Origin of the sequence: Halorubrum sp. SP9, from assembly GCF_005435015.1 — an archaeon.
Lineage (GTDB): Archaea > Halobacteriota > Halobacteria > Halobacteriales > Haloferacaceae > Halorubrum > Halorubrum sodomense.
Genome location: NZ_SGXU01000013.1, coordinates 1 through 15,764, shown reverse-complemented (window position 1 = coordinate 15,764; position 15,764 = coordinate 1). Strand labels below are relative to the sequence as shown.

At 69.9% G+C, this 15,764-nt stretch carries 13 protein-coding genes; 4 read left to right on the top strand and 9 right to left on the bottom strand.

The features are described 5' to 3' along the window. Positions 1-6: 6 nt before the first annotated feature. On the top strand, positions 7-375 hold the full coding sequence (locus EXE45_RS09295; protein ID WP_137694161.1) for a VOC family protein: 369 nt from the start codon (positions 7-9) through the stop codon (positions 373-375). Between the two features lie 36 nt (positions 376-411). Here the strand turns inward: EXE45_RS09295 and EXE45_RS09290 are convergent, their stop codons facing one another. The 4 genes from EXE45_RS09290 to EXE45_RS09280 all read right to left on the bottom strand — a co-directional run bounded on the left by EXE45_RS09290 (position 412) and on the right by EXE45_RS09280 (position 3,393). After that, on the bottom strand, positions 412-696 hold the full coding sequence (locus tag EXE45_RS09290; RefSeq protein ID WP_137694160.1) for a hypothetical protein: 285 nt from the start codon (positions 694-696) through the stop codon (positions 412-414). Between the two features lie 257 nt (positions 697-953). Next, complete coding sequence (locus EXE45_RS20415) at positions 954-1,127, bottom strand: hypothetical protein (RefSeq protein ID WP_167603338.1); 174 nt, start codon at positions 1,125-1,127, stop codon at positions 954-956. Between the two features lie 74 nt (positions 1,128-1,201). Then, the gene (locus EXE45_RS09285) at positions 1,202-2,254 is read right to left on the bottom strand and encodes a zinc-dependent alcohol dehydrogenase family protein (RefSeq protein ID WP_137694159.1); all 1,053 of its coding nucleotides are present in this window, start codon (positions 2,252-2,254) and stop codon (positions 1,202-1,204) included. Positions 2,255-2,307: 53 nt separating this feature from the next. Beyond that, positions 2,308-3,393 (bottom strand): sulfite exporter TauE/SafE family protein, encoded by a 1,086-nt coding sequence (locus EXE45_RS09280; RefSeq protein ID WP_092920738.1) that lies wholly within the window; start codon positions 3,391-3,393, stop codon positions 2,308-2,310. 296 nt (positions 3,394-3,689) lie between these two features. Between EXE45_RS09280 and EXE45_RS09275 the strand changes: the two genes are divergently transcribed. After that, positions 3,690-6,071 (top strand): type II/IV secretion system ATPase subunit, encoded by a 2,382-nt coding sequence (locus tag EXE45_RS09275; RefSeq protein ID WP_137694158.1) that lies wholly within the window; start codon positions 3,690-3,692, stop codon positions 6,069-6,071. Then, entirely contained in the window at positions 6,068-8,059 is a 1,992-nt protein-coding gene (locus EXE45_RS09270) for a type II secretion system F family protein (protein ID WP_137694157.1), read from the top strand. Before EXE45_RS09275 ends, EXE45_RS09270 begins: the two co-directional genes overlap by 4 nt. A gap of 41 nt (positions 8,060-8,100) precedes the next feature. Here the strand turns inward: EXE45_RS09270 and EXE45_RS09265 are convergent, their stop codons facing one another. Genes EXE45_RS09265 through EXE45_RS09245 form a run of 5 tightly spaced genes read right to left on the bottom strand, consistent with a single transcriptional unit; the run spans position 8,101 to position 14,565 of the window. Continuing rightward, complete coding sequence (locus EXE45_RS09265) at positions 8,101-10,245, bottom strand: ABC transporter ATP-binding protein (RefSeq protein ID WP_137694156.1); 2,145 nt, start codon at positions 10,243-10,245, stop codon at positions 8,101-8,103. After that, the gene (locus tag EXE45_RS09260) at positions 10,235-11,149 is read right to left on the bottom strand and encodes an ABC transporter permease (protein ID WP_137694155.1); all 915 of its coding nucleotides are present in this window, start codon (positions 11,147-11,149) and stop codon (positions 10,235-10,237) included. Before EXE45_RS09260 ends, EXE45_RS09265 begins: the two co-directional genes overlap by 11 nt. After that, complete coding sequence (locus EXE45_RS09255) at positions 11,149-12,126, bottom strand: ABC transporter permease (protein WP_137694154.1); 978 nt, start codon at positions 12,124-12,126, stop codon at positions 11,149-11,151. Before EXE45_RS09255 ends, EXE45_RS09260 begins: the two co-directional genes overlap by 1 nt. Continuing rightward, positions 12,123-13,775, bottom strand: coding sequence for an ABC transporter substrate-binding protein (locus EXE45_RS09250; RefSeq protein WP_241989453.1), 1,653 nt, complete (start codon positions 13,773-13,775; stop codon positions 12,123-12,125). Before EXE45_RS09250 ends, EXE45_RS09255 begins: the two co-directional genes overlap by 4 nt. A gap of 28 nt (positions 13,776-13,803) precedes the next feature. After that, the gene (locus EXE45_RS09245) at positions 13,804-14,565 is read right to left on the bottom strand and encodes a DUF1028 domain-containing protein (protein WP_137694153.1); all 762 of its coding nucleotides are present in this window, start codon (positions 14,563-14,565) and stop codon (positions 13,804-13,806) included. Positions 14,566-14,800: 235 nt separating this feature from the next. Between EXE45_RS09245 and EXE45_RS09240 the strand changes: the two genes are divergently transcribed. Next, positions 14,801-15,484 carry a hypothetical protein gene (locus EXE45_RS09240; protein WP_137694152.1) on the top strand — a complete coding sequence of 228 codons (684 nt, stop codon included), beginning with the start codon at positions 14,801-14,803 and terminating at the stop codon, positions 15,482-15,484. Positions 15,485-15,764 lie beyond the last annotated feature (280 nt).

Genomic DNA, 15,764 nt, shown 5'->3' with positions numbered 1-15,764 from the left:
CGACGCATGGAGATTCTCCACACCTGCCTGAACGTGGCGGACGCCGACCGGGCCGCCGACTGGTACGTCGACGAGCTCGGGTTCGAGCGCTCCTGGGAGTTCACGGTCGCGGACGGCGACACGCGCAACGTGTACGTCGCGGACGGCAACGGCGTCGAGTTCCAGCTGTCGGACACGCCCGGGGAGGCGCCGAGCGCGGACGGCGACCGCTACGACCACGTCGCCGTCGGCGTCGACGACGTGGACGCGGCGTTCGAGGACGTCGACCACCACGGCGTCGTGGAGGCGCCGACCGACCACCCGGAGGCCGGCGCGCGGGTCGCCTTCGTGAAGGACCCCGACGGCCACGTCGTCGAGCTGATCGAGCCGCTGTGAGCTGACCTCGCGAACCGCGGTCGACAGGAAGCCGGGTTAGCGGTCTGCGCGGCGGACTACGGCGACGAGGAGTAACGCGGCCACGACGGCGACTCCGACCGCGCCGAGCGTCCGGGGCGAGACCAGCGCCGGCTCGGCGGTCGCGGCGTCGCCGTCGATCGGCCGGTCGGCGGCGATCGGGTCGCCCTCCTCGTCGAGGAACGCCCCGTTCACGTCGCCGTCGCCCTGTGCGAGCGGGCTTCCCGCGAACCCGACGCCGACAGCGAGCAGCAGCGCGACGATCACGGCGAGCGTCGAGACGCGGGCCGAGGGTCGTCTCATCCGGCGATCACTACCGTGCCCGCGTCGTCGGTCCGGGTGCGGCGGCGTATCGAACTCATGCGTGGAACTCCGTGGCGAAGCTATCGGAGCGAGTACCGCGACGGTCATAGTATTTCGCCGACAGAACGACTTCGATGAGATCCTGAGGACGTTCAGGACGGGCCTGAAATTCGGAGCGAACGCGTCGACGCAGCCGCTCTTCGGCACGGAGCGCGCATAGAAAATCGGGGTTCGAGGCGGGGTCGTGCCCGACCGCGTCAGTCGTCGGCCGGGGCGCGCGGCTCCGCCGGGGGCTCGGTCTCCTCCGTCTCGCCCGCCGGCTCGTCGACCGCGTCGACGTCGGGGGTGTCGTCGAGCTCGTCCGCCTCCTCGGACCGGTGACGCGCCTGGACCTCCTCCCAGGTCATCGCCTCGTCGTGGTGGTGGCACATGACAACGAGTAGCAAGGGACGAACGCTTCTAAAGGTTACGCCGAATCGAACGGGAGACGCGTTCTCGCGGCCGGTTACGCGTCGCCGTGGGGCTTCACCAGCACCTTGATCGCCTCGCGCTCGTCCATCATCCGGTACCCTTCGGCCACGTCGTCGAGGCCGACCGTCTCGGTGAAGACCGGCGCGGGGTCGAGCGTCCCCTGGAGCACGTCCGTCATCAGCTCGTCGGCGTACGCGCGGACGGGGGCGACGCCGCCCGCGAGCGTGACGTTCTGGCCGAACATGCCGAACACGTCGAGTCCCGCCTCCTCGACGCCGTAGGGGACGCCGACGTACCCGATCGTCCCGCCGGGACGGACGGCGTCGATCGCGGTGTTCATCGCGCTCGCGGCGCCGACGCACTCCATCACGTGGTTCGGCCCGCCGTAGGTGAGCTCTCGGATGCGCTCGACCGCGGCCTCCCCGCGCTCGGAGACGGTCTCGGTGGCGCCGAACTCCGCGGCGAGTTCGAGGCGGTCCTCGTGGTGCCCGACCGCGACGATGCGCTCGGCGCCGAGCCGGCGGGCCGCGAGGACGCCGCAGAGCCCGACCGCGCCGTCACCGATGACGGCCACGGTCGACCCCTCCTCGACGCCCGCGCTGACGGCCGCGTGATGGCCGGTGCCCATGACGTCGGTGAGCGGGAGTAGCGACCGGAGCGTGTCCTCGTCGTCGGCGTGCCGGTCTGGGACGCGGACGAGGGTGCCGTTGGCGTGGGTCGAGCGGACGTACTCGCCCTGGCCGCCGCCGTTGTCGCCGCCCCACGAGTCGCCGTTCTCGCAGGACGTGTGGAGCCCCTTCCGGCAGAACTCGCACTCGCCACAGGAGATGGCGAAGGGGGCGAGGACGCGGTCGCCCGGGTCGACGGCGGTGACATCGTCGCCCACCGCCTCGACGATTCCCATCGGCTCGTGGCCGACCGGGGAGCCCGCGTCGCGGTCGCTGTCGCCGCGGTAGAACCAGAGGTCGGAGCCGCAGATCGCGGTGTGGGTGACGCGGACGATCGCGTCCGTGGGGGCCTCGATCTCGGGGCGGGGTCGCTCTTCGACGCCGATCTCGCCGGGGCCGTTGAAGACGGCTGCGCGCATACCGTCGATGCGGCGCGAACGCACAAAAGCGCGGCGTCAGCGATCCCGTCGGCTCAGATCCCGCCGCCGGCCATCGCGAACAGCGCGACGGCGATGACCGCGAACAGCCCGCCCACGCCCGCCTTGATCGTCCCCGTGTCCAGCGCCGTCGAGACGTACGGCGCGACCTGGCCGCCGAGCGTCGTCGCCGGGACCGTCCAGACGACCATGTTCCACGGCGTCGTCGCCAGGTCGATCGCGTGGCCGCCGACCAGTCCGCCGCCGAACACGTGAACCACCGAGGCCAGCACGGCCGTCGTCGCGACGACGATGTGGTTCGTGCCGATGGCGACGCGCACCGGCACCTGCGTGCGGAGCATCGAGATGATCCCGAGCTCGCCGATGCCGAAGCCGGCGAGCCCCTGGAACACCCCGCCGACGCTGTAGTTGAGGAACCGTTCGAGGTAGCCGCCCCGGGAGTACGTGTAGTCGTCGCCGTCGCGGTCGACGCGGGTGACGGTGCCGGAGTCGTCGGTGTCGACGCCCGCGGGCCCGAGCTTGTTCTCGTCGTCGGGGAGGTCCCGCGCCGACCCGCCGTCGGTCGCGACCTCCTCGTCCGCCTCGCTTTCGGTCGGGTCGCCGTGAGCCAGATTGGCCTTGAAAAGCAAGTACGCGGCCGCCAGCAGGGCGATCCCCAACAGCGCGTGGAACAGGGGCTCGGGGATGACGAAGGAGAGCAGCGCCCCGCCGACCACGAAGGGGATACCCCCCAGCACGAGCGACAGCGAGAGACGCCGGTCGACGAGCCCGTACTGGATGAACGCGAGCGACGAGCTCGACAGGCCGAACGACTCGCTGATGAGCCCGATCTGTACCAGCGTCGTCGGCTCCAGGGGATACGCGACCAGCGGGAAGACGAAGATGAGGAACGGCACGAACAGCGCCGACCCGCTTATTCCGACGGTGTTGACGACGGTGGCGCCGGTGGCGAACGCCAGGAACAGCCACCAGTACTCGGTCCAGTAGCCGACCCCGGCGTCGGGGGGCGTCGGCGCGAAGGCGTACACCCCCGCGACGAACAGGAGCGGGGCGAGGAACACGAAGACGTGCTGATAGCGCAGAAAGGCGCGCTGAACGTCGCTCGACAGTGACGTGCTCATTGAGGCGTGGAACGCGAATTACGTGTGATGTCATAAATTCGTTTCCACACGTCACGATAGTTATGAACGATCGTCAACGTCTATGATTCCGCCGTAGCGGCCTTCGTGACGGCGAAGGACGAACGGCCGATCGAACGTTTCCGCGGCCCGAAATGAACGCACTGTGACAGAAAAGAAACGGTTAAACGGAGCCGTCGGTCACCCGTGGATCGAACGATGACGCGGAAGATCGGGACCGCGGCGCGCGGCGGTTCGGGGACGACGACGGGCGCTCTGCGAGCGCGGGGGACGGCACGGTGAGTGACGGCCCAACCCTGCGGATCGGCGAGGAGTCGGGCGACGCCGACGACTCCGTCCCGGCGCCGGTGCCGCCGGACGACCCGGAGGCGTGGTACGCGCCCGACGTCCGGGCGCAGTACGAGGCGGCTCCCGGCGTGGTCGCGACGGTCCGCGAGCGCGACGGCGGGCGGTTCGGCTACGACGTCCGCGAGCCGCCGCTGTCGCCCGCCGACGAGCGCGCGCTCGAGCGCGTCCGCAACCACTTCTCGGCGGTCGGCCACCGCCGCCCGCTCACGCGGGTCGGCGTCGTCGAGCGCGCCGAGCGCGGGTTCGAATCGAAGTACGAGCAGGCGATCGACCGACTGGTCGACGCGAGCGCTGCCGCGCGCCGGCGGATCGATTACCACGCGCTGCGGGAGTTCCGGCTGCTCGGCGAGCTCACCCCGGTCGCCTTGGACGACCGGATCGCGGTGGCCGACATCGGAGACGACCGCGAACTGGTGGTCCACACCGAGACGTTCGCCCCGCTCGAGACCGGCATCGACGCGGACGCCGACTACGTCGAACGGGTGGCCGCCGAGCGACTTGCGCAGTACGCCGTCGAGTTCGCCGGGCTCGCGGTCGACGTGGTCGTCTACCGCGAGCGGCTGCTCGGCTCCGACGCGTTCGAGACGAAGTACGCCGTGTTGGAACCGGACCTGCTCCCGGGCGACGAGGCGCTCATCGAAGAGTGTAAATCGCGGATCTGGGAGACCACCGTGAGCGACGTGGTGGAGGACCGCGAGTCGTTCGTCGCCGCCCGCGCGCGCCGATTCCTCTCGCGGCGGCTGACCGCGCGTAACACCCGCGAGTGGTTCGACGCCGCGGTCCACCGGGTGAGGTCGGCGCTCGCTGACCGGGGGCTCGCCGCGCCGCCGGTCGACTCGCGGTACGCCCGCGACCGGCTCGACGACCTGGCGTACTACGTGTTGCGCGACTTCGTCGGGGAGGGGATCCTCACGGTCCCGATCCGCGACCCCCACCTCGAAGACGTGGAGGCGAACCGCGTCGGCGAGCGCGTGAAGGTCGTTCCGCGGGCGTCGATGCTTTCGGGCGCGGCGGGCGAGGCGGAGAGCTTCGAGGCCGACGACGCCCCCGAAGCCGGCGCCCGTATCCCGACGAACCTCGCGTTCGGAGAGGAGACGACGTTCGTCAACGTCGTCACGGGGATCGCCGCCCGCGACGGCACGGAGCTGAACGCCTCGACGCCCTCCGCGAAGGTGAACCTCGAACTGGACGGGGTGCCACAGACGATCCGGTGTGCGGTGGCGCTCCCGGTCATCTCCGAGGGCGGCCCGCACGTCTCGATCCGGAAGCAGCGGGCGGACGCGCTCACACCGGTCGACCTGATCGGTCGGGGAACGCTGTCGTCCGACCTGGTGACGCTCTTGTGGCTGCTGTACGAACACCGCGGCGTCGTCCTCTTCGCCGGCCCGACCGGCGTGGGAAAGACGACGCTGCTGAACGCCCACGCGCCGTTCATCCCCTTCGACGCCCGCCCGGTCTCCGTCGACGAGGGGTCCCGCGAGGTCCGACTTCCCCACGAGACGGGCGTCTCGCTCACCACCCGGGACCACGAGGACGCCTACAAGTCGGTGGGCATGGCGGAGCTGATGACCGAAGCCAACTACCTGAATCCCGACGTCGAGGTGATAGCCGAGATCAACACGCCCGAGAGCTTCGAGACCTTCGCGGAGAGCCTGAACACCGGCCACGGCGTGATCGGGACGACGCACGCGGAAGACGTCGAGGCGCTGGCCAACCGCCTCCGCGACCGGGACCTGTCCGCCCGTCTGCTCCGCGAGGTCGACCTCGTCGTCTTCCCCCGACAGGTCGACGGCGAGCGCTACGTCTCCCGGGCGATCGAACCCCTCTCCGAGGCCGCGTACGACGGCCTCGACCCGGAGGCGAAACGGAGCCCGACCGGCGACCCGAAACGGGGCGGGGCGGGCGTCGTCGAGACCGGCGCAGAGTCCGTCCCCTACAACACGGTCGCCTGGCGCGACGGCGACGGGGCGTTCCGATTCCCCGGTGCCCCGGGCGGCGACGGAGCCGAGGGAGCGGGCGCGACTCGGTCGAGCGACGCTCCGGGCGGCGGTCGCGGGGGTGGCCCGCGGTTCCGCGTGTTCGACCGGATCGCGAACCGGACCGATCGGGACCGCGAGGCCGTCGCCGCCGAGTTCGAATCGAAGCGCCGGTACGTCGAGTACCTCGTGCGGGATGGGGTCGACGGCCCGGACGAGCTCTTCGAGTTCCTCGCCGACCTGCGCACCGACGAGGCGGCGACCGTCGAGCGCGCCGCCCGGACGATGGATCGGGGCGACGAGAGAGCCGAGCGCGCGGAGGAGGGGCGGCGGTGAGCCGGCGTCGCACGACCGGGACGGCCGGGGCGGGCGCGAACGAGTCGCTCGCGACGGGCGGCCGGCTGGCGGTCCTCGACCGCGTCTGCTACGCGCTGTTCGCGCGGCACGCGAGCGACCGCCGACACGACGCCGATCGGAAGCGGTACCGCGGCACCGCGCTCGACACCGGCTTCGAGACGTACCTCTCGCGGGCCTACGGCCTCTCGTGGGTCGTCGCGGTCGCCGTCTTCCTCCCGGCGTTGGTCGTCGCCGCGGGGGCCGCGCCCGCGGTCGCGGCCGCGGTCGAGGCGCGGTTCGGCGCGGCGCTGCTCTCGTCGGGACCGACGGCGGCGCCCGCGCCGACGCCGGACTCGGTCGGCCCGCTCCGGACCGGGCGGGCCGCGCTGCTCGTCGCGGTCGCGGTCGCGCTCCTCGCGAAGCGCGCGACCGTGGCGGCCGCCGGGCTCGGCCTCCGGTGGGTGGCCTCGACGCGTCGGACGGACATCGAGCGCACTCTCCCCGGGGCGGTGCGGTACCTCGAACTGCTCTCCTCGGGGAGCGACGAGCCGCGGGCGATGCTCCGGAAGGCGGCCGACGGCGACGCGTACGGCGGCACCGCGACCTCGCTGCGAAAGGCGCTCAACGCCGCCCGCCTCGCCGGGAGCTTAGACGAGGGGCTCCGGCGGGTCGCCCGGGACACGCCGTCGCGGGAGCTGCTCGCGCCGTTCCTGTTGAAGTTCCGGAAGCACGCCGCGACCGGCGACGCGGCGCTCTCGGAGTTCCTCGCGACCGAGCGCCGAATGTTATCCCACCGACAGGACCGCGCCCGGAAGCGGGCCCGGCGGTTCCTCGAACTGCTCACGGAGCTGTTCGTCGCCCTGCTGGTGTTGCCGGCGCTGATCGTCATCGGCGCGACCGCGCTGTCGGTCGTGATCCCCGAGCTGCTTCCGCCGGTTCCCACGCCCGTCGGCGTGGTGCCGACGCGGGCGGTCGTCCTCTACGGGGCGGTCGCGTTCCTCGTCGCGTTCGGGCTCGCGGCCGCGGTCGCGGTCGGGACGCTCCGGCCGCCGAGCCAGCGCGCGAGCTACGAGACGCCCGCGAGCCCGCGGGCGGTCCTCGAGACGGCCGGCCGCAACCCCGCGAGCACGGCGGTCGTCGTCGCGGGGCCGGCCGCCGCGCTCGCGGGCTGGCTCGCGCTCGCGGGCTACACGCTTGTCAACGTCGTCCTGCTCGGGTACGCCGCCTTCGCGGTGCCGGTCGGACTCGTCGCGGCGCGACGCACCCGGATCGACGACGCGAAGGACCGCGAGCTGGCCGACTTCGTCCACGCCGTCTCGGGCCACGTCGCGCAGGGGCGTCCGCTCGAAGCCGCGGTCGCGGCGGTCGCGCGCGACGCGGACCTCGGCGTCCTCGACGACGACGTGGCCGACCTCGCGTTCGCGCTGCGCTCGACGACGGCGCCCGAGGAGGCGACCCGAGCGGGCGCCGGCCCCGCCGGGGAACCGGCCGCGGTCGACGTCCGCGCGGCCGCGATCGATCGGTTCGTCGACCGCGTGGGAACCCCCCTAGCGGCCGCGACCCTCGGGCTCGTCACGGGCGCGCTGAACGCCGGCGGCGACGCCGACGCGGTGTTCGAGACGCTCCGGATCGAGGTCGGGCGGCTGTACAGCGAGCAGCGCGCGCTCCGCTCGTCGATGCAGCCGTACATCGCGGTCGGCTGGGGCGCGGCGGTCCTCGTCGCCGGCGTCGTCGCGGTCGTGAACACGCAGGTGGTCGACGCCGCGCGCCTCGCTGAGATCGCCGCCGCCTCGGAGGCGGTCTCGGAGCCGAGCGGGGTTCATCCGGAACTGGAGCGCTTCCGGCTGTACGTCGTCACGCAGGCGACGGTGCTGGCGTCCGGGTGGTTCGCCGGGACCGCGGCTCGGGGGCGCTACGCCGCGCTGCTTCACTCGGGCGTGCTGGTGGCGTGCTGTTACGTGGTCTTTACCGTGGGTGGGTTGGTGTGAGCAACGGAGAGAAGGACTGAGGACCCGGCACGTCCCGGACGTCAGTCGACCGAGTTCCAGTCTACTTCGTCCGCGTACTCCTCGCGCATGAGGTGACAGCCGATCGTCTCGCCGTCGACCGCGTGGTCGGTCGGGTCCTCCTGCTCGCAGACCTCGCCGATCTTCCGCGGGCAGCGCGGGTGGAAGCGACAGCCGGAGGGGACGTTCGACGGGTCCGGCACGTTCCCCTCGAGGAAGATCCGGTCGTCGTCGTCCTCCAGGCCGGGGATCGCTGACAGCAGCGACTCGGTGTACGGGTGGTACGGCGGCTCGAACACCTCCGCCGTGGGGCCGTGTTCGACGATCTCACCGAGGTACATCACCGCGACGCGGTCGCAGACGTACTCGACGACGGAGAGGTCGTGGCTGATAAGCAGGTACACCAGCCCCAGCTCCTCCTGGAGGTCGGCCAGCAGGTTCAAGATCTGCGCCTGGACGGAGACGTCGAGCCCGCTGACCGGCTCGTCGAGGATGAGCACCTCGGGGTTCACGGCGAGGGCGCGGGCGATCCCCACGCGCTGCTGTTGGCCGCCGGACAGCTCGTGCGGGTATCGTTCGAGGTGCGACTCGTCGAGGCCGACCGCGTCGATCAGTTCCGCGACGCGGTCCGGGCGGCCCGGCTGCGCGCCGATGTCGTGGAGGTCCATCGGCCGGCGAACGATCTGACGGACCGTTCGCCGCGGGTTCAGACTCGACTGCGGGTCTTGGAAGACGATCTGGAGGTCGCGGCGTAGCGAGCGGAGCTCGTCGGACTCCGCCGTCGTCACGTCGGTCTCACGGTACGTCACCGAGCCGTCGGTCGGCTCGATGAGGCGGAGCAGCGTCCGGGCGGCCGTCGACTTGCCGCAACCGGACTCGCCGACCAGCCCCAGCGTCGAGCCGGCCTCGATCTCGATGTCGATACCGTCGACCGCCCGGACAGGATCCGGGTCGCCGAGGAGTCGCCCGAGAAGGCTGCTCGTGTCGAAGTGTTTCGTCAGCCCCTCGGCCTCTAGGACCGGGCCGGACGCGTCGTCGGTCCGGTCGTCGATGCGGTCCGTCTGCCAAGAGAGCGATCCCGACTCGTGGTCGTAGTCGTACGCCATCTCCTCGACGTGTTCGTGTCGGTAGCAGGCGACCGAGCGCCCGGGGTCGTCCGGGACCGGCTCCAAGTCGGGATGCGCCTGGCGACACTCCTCGGTCGCGCCCGGACACCGGTCGGCGTACTTACACTCGGCCGCGGAGCCGGTGAGGTCCGGCATCTGCCCCTCGATCACGTCGAGGCGGTCGCGGTCGTCGGGGGCGGTCGCGTCGTCGACGCTCGTGATACTCGCGAGCAGCCCCTTGGTGTACGGGTGACGCGGGTCGGTGAACAGCGCCTCGGCCGGACCGGACTCGACGATGCTCCCGGCGTACATCACCGCGACGCGGTCGCAGATCTCGCGGACCACCCCGAGGTCGTGGGTTATGAAGAGGATTGACATTCCCAACTCCTCGCGGAGGTCGTCGAGCAGCTCTAAGATCTGCGCCTGAATCGTCACGTCGAGCGCCGTCGTCGGCTCGTCCGCGACGAGGAGGTCCGGCTCGGACGCGATCGCGATCGCGACGACGACCCGCTGTTTCTGTCCGCCGGAAAACTCGTGCGGGTAGTCGTCAGCGCGCGTCTCCGCGTCGGGGATCCCGACGCGGTCGAGGAGGTCGACCGCCTCTCGGCGCGCGGCGCTGCCCGAGAGGTCCCGCGCCGCCTCGACTGCCTCCGCGACCTGCCGCCCCACCGTCATCGTGGGGTTCAGCGTCGACGTGGGGTCCTGAAACACCATCCCGGTGTTCTCGGCGCGGAACTCGCGGAGGCGCTCGGGCGAGAGGGACAGCACGTCGGTCCCCTCGAACTCGACGCTCCCGTCGGCGATCTCGCCCGGATCGTCGATGAGGCGGAGGACGGAGCGAGCGGTCGCGCTCTTGCCCGCGCCGCTTTCGCCGACGAGGCCGAGGATCTCCCCCCGGTCGAGGTGGAAGTCCACTCCGTCGACGGCGTTGACGACGCCCTCGTCGGTGCGGAACACCGTCGAGAGGCCGCTGACGGTCAGCAGTCTGTCTTCCGTGCCTGTTCTACCGGTCGACGCTGGTGTCGACGCCTGTCGTGGGGATGTCGTGCGTTCACTCGTCATGCTCGGCTCCGAGTTCCGTGCTCACGGTCGGATCGAGGACGTCGCGAATGCCGTCGCCGAGGAGGTTGAACCCGAGGACGGTCGCAGCGATCCCGAGCCCCGGGAAGATCGCCATCCACGGGGCCTGCGTGAGGTACTGTTTCGACTGCCTGATCATCAGTCCCCACGACGGCTGTGGTGGCTGCGCACCGAGTCCGAGGAACGACAGGCCCGCGGCCGCGAGGATGGCGAACGCGAGACTGATCGACGCCTGAACGATGATCGGCGCGGCGGCGTTGGGCAGGACCTCGCGGAACAGGACGCGACTGTCCCGCTCGCCAAGCGCCTTCGCGGCCTCGACGAAGTCCTCCTCGACGACCGAGACCACCTCGCTTCGGGTGACCCGAGCGAAGTACGGGATGTACGTGATCCCGATCGCGATCATCGCGTTCGTCAGCGACGGCCCGAGGACGGCGACCACGGTGAGCGCCAGCAGGATCGGCGGGAAGCTCATCAGGACGTCCATCGACCGCATGATCGCGTCGTCGACGTTCCCGCCGATGTACCCCGCGATCGCGCCAAGCGGGACGCCGGCCGCGGTGGCGATGCCGACGCTCAGCCCGCCGATGTACAGGCTGATGCGAGCGCCGAGGACGATCCGGAGGAGGATGTCCCGACCCAGGTGGTCGGTCCCCATCGGGTGCGCGAGGCTCGGCGGCTGGAAGCGGTTCGCGATGTTCAGGGCGTTGGCCTGTTCCAGAGAGACGAACAACGGACCGAGCAGGCCGACTGCGAGCAACAGCCCGATGAGCACCGTTCCGGCGACGGCCTTCGAGTTCGACCGGTACCGGTCGAACAGCTCGGCGAGCTTCCGGCGGCGGGCGTCTGTCAACCACCGCGCCGCGTCCGCGTTCTGGGTCGCCATCAGGCACCACCCCCGGCCTGGACGCGCGGGTCCAAGACCGCGTACAGGAGGTCGACGACGAGGTTACTGAGCATGAACACCGTCGCGATCGTCAACACGGAACCCTGGATCAGCGTGGTGTCGCGGTTCAACAGCGCTTGGAACGCGAGCCGGCCCAGTCCCGGGTACGCGAACACCTGCTCGATGATGACGATCCCGCTGAACAAGAAGCCGATCTGGAGTCCGATCACGGTCAACACGGGGAGAAACGCGTTCCGCAGCGCGTGGCGGTAGACGATGTCGCGGTCCGGGATCCCCTTCGACTGCGCGAGCTTGACGTACCCCGATTTGAGTTCCTCGATAAGGGAGGAGCGCGTCATCCGAGTGAGGTGCGCCATCAGCGCGAACCCGAGCGACATCGCCGGTAGTAACACGTGTTTGACCCCGGCGATCGGATCGACGGCCGGGTTCACGTAGCCGGACGGCGGCAACACCGCGAAGAACTCGGCGAAGACCAGGATCAACACCAGTCCCCAGAAGAAGTCCGGGAGGCTGATCCCGGTGAACGCGACGATACTCGTCGTGAAGTCCTTCCAGGTGTTCCGGGCGCGGCCGGCGATCACGCCGAGGGGGATGGCAACCGTGACCGCGATGGTGACGGCGGCGGCCGCGAGGAAGGCGCTCGCCGGTAGCCGCTGGACGATCAGCTGTGCGACGGGGTCGCCGAACCGAAGGGAGTTACCCATGTCGCCGGTCAGCACGCCGGTCAGCCAGTCGAGGTATCGTATCCAGATCGGACGGTTCAGCCCGAGGCTCTGCCGGAGCGCCTCCAGCCGCTCGGGGCTCGCCCGGTTGCCTAAGATCAGCAGCGCCACGTCGCCCGGAAGCACGTTAACGATGCCGAAGGTGACGATCGACACGCCCAGGAGCGAGACGATCAGGAGCCCGAACCGGCGGACCGCGTACCGGACGAACCCCGCGTCGATGGCCGACCTCATTCGTCAAGCCACGTCTCGCTGAAGTTCACCTCGGTGTTGTTCGGCGCTAACACCGTATCGAGGCCGCCGACGGAGGGTTTCGCCGCCATCGCCCCGTCGCGGAACCACAGCATCGGCGACGGGACCTCCTCGTGGAGGACGCGCTGTGCCTCGCGGTAGTACTCGATCTCCTCCTCCCTGCTCGGTGCGCTCTCGGCGTTCTCAATGGCCGAGTCGAAGTCGTCGCTGGCGTACGCGAAGGAGTTGAACGACCCCTCCGAGTGGAAGAGTCCGCGGTACATCTGCGCGGGCTCCCAGCCCCCGAACCAGTTGACCATCGCCATCCGGTAGTCCATGTTCGCGGTGACCTGCGTCAGCCAGTTGCCCCACTGGAGCTCCTGGATCTCGACTTCAAGGCCGAGCTCCGAGAACGACTGCTCCATGATGGTCGCGGCGGTGACGTGCCACGGGTAGTTCGTCGTCACCTTGAACTCCAGCGGGGCGAACTCGTTCATGTCGTACTCCGACTCCTCGATGAGCGTCCGCGCCTGCTCGATGTCCTGCGGTCGCGGCTCGAGCTCGTCGTTCCGATACGGGCTGTTCGGGAAGCTCGGGGTCGCGAGCGTCGTGCCCTGTCCGAAGAGGGCGCCCTCAACCAGTTCCTGCTTGTCGATCGCGAAGTCGATCGCCCGCCGCCAGTTGACGCTGTCGAACGGCGGGCGGTCGTTGTGGAGGTACATGTGGTTGAACGCCAGCGGCCGCCAGGTAGCCGTCTGGACGTTGCTGTTCGCCCCGTCGACGTAGTCCGACATGTTGTCGAGCGGGATGTCGTTGATATAGTCGAGGTCCCCGTCGGTCAGCCCGGTGAGCCGGGTGTCGGGATCGGTCATCGTCCGCTCTTCGAGGGCGTCGACGTACGGGCCCTCCCCCCAGTAGTCGTCGAACGCCGACAGCTGGGCCCGGTTGCCCTGCTGGCGGGACTCGAACACGAAGGGGCCGGTGCCGATCGGGTTCGAGGCCTGGTCCGGGCCGGATCCCTCGGGGATGATCGCCGTACCGGTGAACGCCAGCTGTCGGAGCAGGGGGTTGTAGCGCTCGCTCATCTGGAGGACGACCGTCGAGTCGTCGGGCGTCTGGACCGACTCGACCGACGTGAACACGCCGCTGTACCGCGCGCCGACATCCGGGTTCGTGATCCGCTCGATCGTGTACCGGACGTCGCTGCTTGTCATCTCCGACCCGTCGTGGAACGTCACGCCGTCCCGGAGCGTGAACGTGTACTCCGTCCGGTCGTCGTTGATCGACCAGTCGGAGGCGAGACCGGGGCGGGTGATGTCGGGGTCGGAGGATATCTCCAGCTCGCTGGTCAGTCCGACCAGCGTCTCGTGAACGTTGTTCAGGAACCGCGACGAGGCGGCCGTCTGTGCGATGTGGATATCGAGCTCTTGGGTCACTTCGCTGTGGCCCCAGATGAGCGTGCCGCCCTCCTGCGGCTCGCCCGACGGCGCGACGCTACCGTCGGAGCCCCCGCCGTCTCCGTTCGAGCCGGCGGAGCCGTTACCGCCGGAGGCACAGCCCGCGAGCGTCGTGCCGACGCCCGCCAGTCCCGTCGCGACGAGGAACCGCCGCCTGTCGATACTCTCGTTCGTGTCCGCAGTGTTATCGCGCATTGTTGCGTGTACGTAATCGGTGAATTTGCTAACGTTTCAGTCCGAAATCGACGATCGCGTCGGGATACTCTCCGAGTTGATCCTCGGCGACGGCCGGGAGTTCCGCCTCCGTCTCGACGGCGAGGTCGTACGCCTCACGGAGCTCCGAGATCGGCTCGTCGCTGTTGTCCACCCGGAGGTTGTGGTACAGTTTCGGCTCCGGGGCCGCGATGAGCAGGGCCGCGCTTATTTTCCCGCGCTTGTCGCCGCCGGCCGCCTGTCCCGCTTCGAGCGCGGATATGAGCCGATCCGCGAACGAGCCGTCGGCGTCGGCGTAGCCACGGCTCACCTCTTCGACGACATCGGCGCTGTCGAGCATGTTGCCGGCGACCGTGTAGTCGTCCCCGGCGGTGTCGCCGGCCCAGTCGACGCAGTCAGCACCGGTGTACCGGAACGAGTCGGCGGCGGTCACGCCGTGGAGCTGACGGTACGTGTCGTGGGGGTCGTCTTCGAGAAGCGCCTCGCAGGCGGTCGACACCGAGATGCCCCTGTCGGCGAGTTCGACCGCGTTTCGTCCGTGGGATACATTCACGTACGATTGGGTCGCGACCGCCGCGTTCTCGCTCACGAACGGACACAGCGCGCCGACGCCCACGAGCGCCGTACTGACCGCGACGCCGAACGCCCCGGTTTCGGGGTCCTGTGCGGCTATCGAAAACGTTCCGGGAGCGAACTGCTCCGCGGGCGAGGTGTGATCGGGACCGTTGTTGGAACGGCCTCTGTTACTTGTTGTATTGCCAGTCACAGCCATGGTAATACATGACAAAATATAACATAAATCTTATCCTTAAAGACAAAAAGGCCTGCTTACGTGCGAAGATCTATATATTCCGATAATCAAGGCGTATTCAGTCGGTTGTAAGCGAGTTACCGCCCGGAACCGAACTTTCGAACGCAAGGGCGAGTGGTTGGCCGGCGTCTCACTCGGCGCGGCCGTCTGAGCGCGACACGACCCTTTTCTGCCGCCCCCGCGTATATCGAACCCCATGGACGAGAAGACCGCCGACCTCCGCGACCTGTTCGTCGAGGCCACCGGCGCCGAGACGGTCACCGAGCGTCAGGACGCGGAACGGGGAACCCTCGTCGACCGCGACGACGAGGCCACGGACGAGCGCCTCCGCGACCTCGTCGCCGCGATGCGCGAGCGGTACGGCTTCTCGACGCCCCTCGACGACGCCGCCTACGCGCTGGTCGCCCGCGGCCGGTTCGCGGACGAGGGCGACGCCGCGATCGCGGCGGCGATCCGGGAGGCGCTCGAAGCGCGGGAGAACGGTGACGGCGATACCGAGGTCGACGCCGAGACGGTCCGAAAAGCACGCCTCGACCTCCACCTCGTCCGCGAGTCGGACCGCGAGGTCGACGTGGACGGCGGCGGGGGCGAGGAGGGCGCCGATCCGCCCTTCGAGTACGCCGACCTGAAGCGCCTGACCGCGGCCGGCAACTCGATCGTCGAGTGCGCCGAGGAGCTGGAGGCCCCGCCGGACACGGTCGCCCGGTACGCCGCGGTCGCGCGCACGGATATCGCCTCCACGCGGGCGAACGACCGCTTCCGCGACGCGTTCCGCGACCTGCTCACCGACGCCGACATCGAGGGGTCGCTCGCGAGCGACGCCCGCGAGGACGGCCTCCGCGAGGCGACCGAGGACATCGAGACCGACGTGTCGTTATAAGTAGCTCACGGTGGCTCGGCGGCGAACACCGCCGAATTTCCCGCCGCTCTTTTATAAATAGTTACTGACGGGTCCGCGACGAACACCGCCAAAGCCCCAGCCGCGACGGCTCGGTGCGCTCGCTGCGGTCCTCGTCACTCGCTTCGCTCGCTCCTGCGGTCCTTGCGTCGCGCGCCTTCGCCCTCGCGGCTGCCCCTTTGAGTCCCGCCCCACCGCACAGCGGCCGCACCTCACGCCTCCCCAGCCTCGTCGGCCGGCCTCCGCTTCGCTCCGGCCGCCC